This window comes from Streptomyces tateyamensis, assembly GCF_003205575.1.
GTDB classification, from domain to species: Bacteria; Actinomycetota; Actinomycetes; order Streptomycetales; family Streptomycetaceae; genus Kitasatospora; species Kitasatospora tateyamensis.
Genome location: NZ_PYBW01000085.1, coordinates 26847 through 27047, shown reverse-complemented (window position 1 = coordinate 27047; position 201 = coordinate 26847). Strand labels below are relative to the sequence as shown.

Annotated in this window: 1 pseudogene; it reads right to left on the bottom strand. The window is 78.6% G+C overall.

Annotated features, from left to right (window positions below):
• Positions 1 to 201 (bottom strand): annotated as a pseudogene (locus C7C46_RS35230) (integrase); the annotation flags it as partial.

The following is a 201-nucleotide window of genomic DNA, read 5'->3' as shown; positions in this document are numbered from 1 at the left end:
GCAGGGCGGCCCGCTCCGGGCTGCCCGGTTCGGCCCGGTGGGCCGCCAGGCGCAGTTCCTCGCCCTGCGGAAAGGGCTGGTTGTCACCGACCAGCAGCGGCTCCCCGGTGGGCGGCTGCAGCACCAGCAGTGCCGCGCCCAGCGCCAGGTACTCCAGCGAGGCGCCGTGCAGGCGGGCCGCGACCACCGTGGCGGCGGGGG